This is a genomic window from Fulvivirga sp. (assembly GCF_040220315.1).
Lineage (GTDB): Bacteria > Bacteroidota > Bacteroidia > Cytophagales > Cyclobacteriaceae > Fulvivirga.
Genome location: NZ_JAVJUY010000371.1, coordinates 1 through 2,321, shown reverse-complemented (window position 1 = coordinate 2,321; position 2,321 = coordinate 1). Strand labels below are relative to the sequence as shown.

The following is a 2,321-nucleotide window of genomic DNA, read 5'->3' as shown; positions in this document are numbered from 1 at the left end:
TTATATAAATCGCATATGGTTTGAGATATCCCCTTTGTAGAGTAAGTATTCTTTCTTTTTAAGATGCCGAGGCTCGAAAGACCCCTTCACCAATTCCTTCTCTTTACCGGTAAGAGTTACAAGTTCTTCAATATTACTAATTAGCTTATTCGGCATACTTCAATAAGACTAGTTCTAAGTTAATGATTTATCCATGTCTTTTTTTCCTATTTTTATTTCAATGAATGATCAGGCCTTAACATCGGACTTCGATTTAATTCTTCAGAATGTAGCTCGCTTCATCGATCTCACTGATGAAGAGAAAGACCTATTCAAATCACTTTTAAAAAGAGGGAGTGCCAAACGAAAGGAATTTGTTATGCGACCGGGCAAGGTAATGAAGTATGAATATTTTGTAACCAAAGGCTGCTTGAAGGTTTATTCTCTCGACCGCAATGGAGTTGAGCATGTTTCGATGTTCGCTATTGAAGATTTCTGGACTGGAGATATGGCGAGTTTTATGTTGCAACAGCCTTCCACCTACTTCATCAAAGCACTCGAAGATTCAGAGTTTTTAATGATATCAAAAGAAAGCTTTGAACGCCTTTTCGATGAAATACCAAAGTTCGAGCGTTTTTATAGAAACCTCTATCAACGATCATTGGTGAGCTATATACAAAGAACCAATGAAGGTATTTCACTAACGGCAGAGGAGCGCTATGAAATCTTTTTGTCCAAATATCCTCACATCGCCAATCGCATCAAACAAAAGGATCTGGCGGCTTATCTTGGAATCACTCCTGAGTTTTTAAGCATGATCCGCAGCAAGATGAGCAAACGTTAGTTTTCTTAAACTAGTTTATTTTTCCCCGATACAGAAGGTGCCTCCTTTGTATCATGATAACGAGAAACACCTTTTTAGCAATTGTTTTTATGGTCATTGCCCATGGAAGCAAGGCACAGATCACACAGCTGGAGTTGGCTTCAGGCCATAAGAAGACAGACTTTACATCTTTCTCTTTAAGGTCACTCACACCAACTGCTAATTTTTCTATTGGCACATTGGCATTCTTTCAGAAGTATCATGAACAGGAAAGTTTCATGTTTGATGAAACAGGAGTTCATTCTACTATCTATTGGAACATTACTAAAGCTATTTCCTTTGGACCTGGTTTGTATTACAACAGTGTAGCCGGTTTCTCTCAGCGGCTATCTCTTTTATACGCGATTAAATCACAATATTTTGTTTTAACTGCTATCCCAACAATAGCTCATGTTGAAGAAACAGGCTTAATCAACGCTGAGATGTTTTTGCAGATGCAGTTGACATTACCCTTAAAAGAAGATTGGAAACTGCTCTTCAGTGCTCAAGTACTGACTAACTGGGAAAAGTTCTCCCATCATACCAGAAGCTTTCAGCAAATAAGAGTAGGAGTAGATAAGCATGCCACTCAGTTTGGACTGGCTCTAGACCTCGATCAGTATGGTGATGCTCCCATAACCCGAACATCTCCTGGTGTATTCGTTCGAAAAATTTTTCTAAACAACTAAACAATAAATACTATGATGATTAACAAAATTCTAAACACAGAAAGTAATTGGGGAGCACTGGTAGCTCGCCTAACATTAGGAATTGTTCTATTTCCTCATGGAGCTCAAAAGATGTTGGGCTGGTTCGGAGGATATGGGTTCACGGCAACTATGGATGCCTTTACAAATCAAATGCACCTGCCTTGGATTGTAGCATTTGCAGTAATCATGATTGAATTCTTAGGATCGATTTCCCTGATCCTAGGATTCGCAAGCAGATTATGGTCTCTGGCGATAGCAGGTCTTTTTACAGGCATCATTTTCACCAACCATTTAGAGCATGGATTCTTCATGAACTGGTTCGGGAATCAGGCCGGTGAAGGCTATGAATATGCGCTTCTGATTATTGGACTTGCGATTTCTGTCTTAATAAGTGGGGGTGGAAAAAAAGCCTTAGATACTCAATTAGTCAATAGTTTAAACAAATAAGAAGATGAAAAAGATAATAGCAATAGGAGCAAGTAGTAGTAGTAAATCTATCAATAAAACATTGGCCATTTATGCCGCCAGCAAGGTTGGAGATGCCTCTGTGAGTGTCATAGACCTCAAAGATTACACACTGCCTTTATTTAGTGTGGATGTTGAAGAAGAGTTTGGTATACCTGAAGGCGCACATAAATTCAATAAAAAAATCGAATCAGCTGATGGGTTGGTGATTTCGCTGGCTGAACACAACGGCACATATACAGCAGTATTCAAAAATCTTATCGACTGGCTTTCCAGAATTGATATGAAAGTATGGAAAGGTAAAC

5 protein-coding genes are annotated in these 2,321 nt (G+C 38.7%); 4 read left to right on the top strand and 1 reads right to left on the bottom strand.

The window, feature by feature from the left end; genetic code table 11:
- Entirely contained in the window at positions 1-156 is a 156-nt protein-coding gene (locus RLO81_RS19275; RefSeq protein ID WP_350115700.1) for a hypothetical protein, read from the bottom strand.
- 37 nt (positions 157-193) lie between these two features.
- Here RLO81_RS19275 and RLO81_RS19270 point away from each other — a divergent pair, with 37 nt between their 5' ends.
- From RLO81_RS19270 to RLO81_RS19255, 4 genes are all read left to right on the top strand, one after another.
- Complete coding sequence (locus RLO81_RS19270; RefSeq protein ID WP_350115697.1) at positions 194-823, top strand: Crp/Fnr family transcriptional regulator; 630 nt, start codon at positions 194-196, stop codon at positions 821-823.
- A 53-nt stretch (positions 824-876) separates the two neighbouring features.
- Positions 877-1,530, top strand: coding sequence for a hypothetical protein (locus RLO81_RS19265; RefSeq protein ID WP_350115694.1), 654 nt, complete (start codon positions 877-879; stop codon positions 1,528-1,530).
- 12 nt (positions 1,531-1,542) lie between these two features.
- Entirely contained in the window at positions 1,543-1,998 is a 456-nt protein-coding gene (locus RLO81_RS19260) for a DoxX family protein (RefSeq protein WP_350115691.1), read from the top strand.
- A 4-nt stretch (positions 1,999-2,002) separates the two neighbouring features.
- A partial coding sequence (locus RLO81_RS19255; protein WP_350115688.1) for an NADPH-dependent FMN reductase occupies positions 2,003-2,321 on the top strand: 319 nt, incomplete at its 3' end.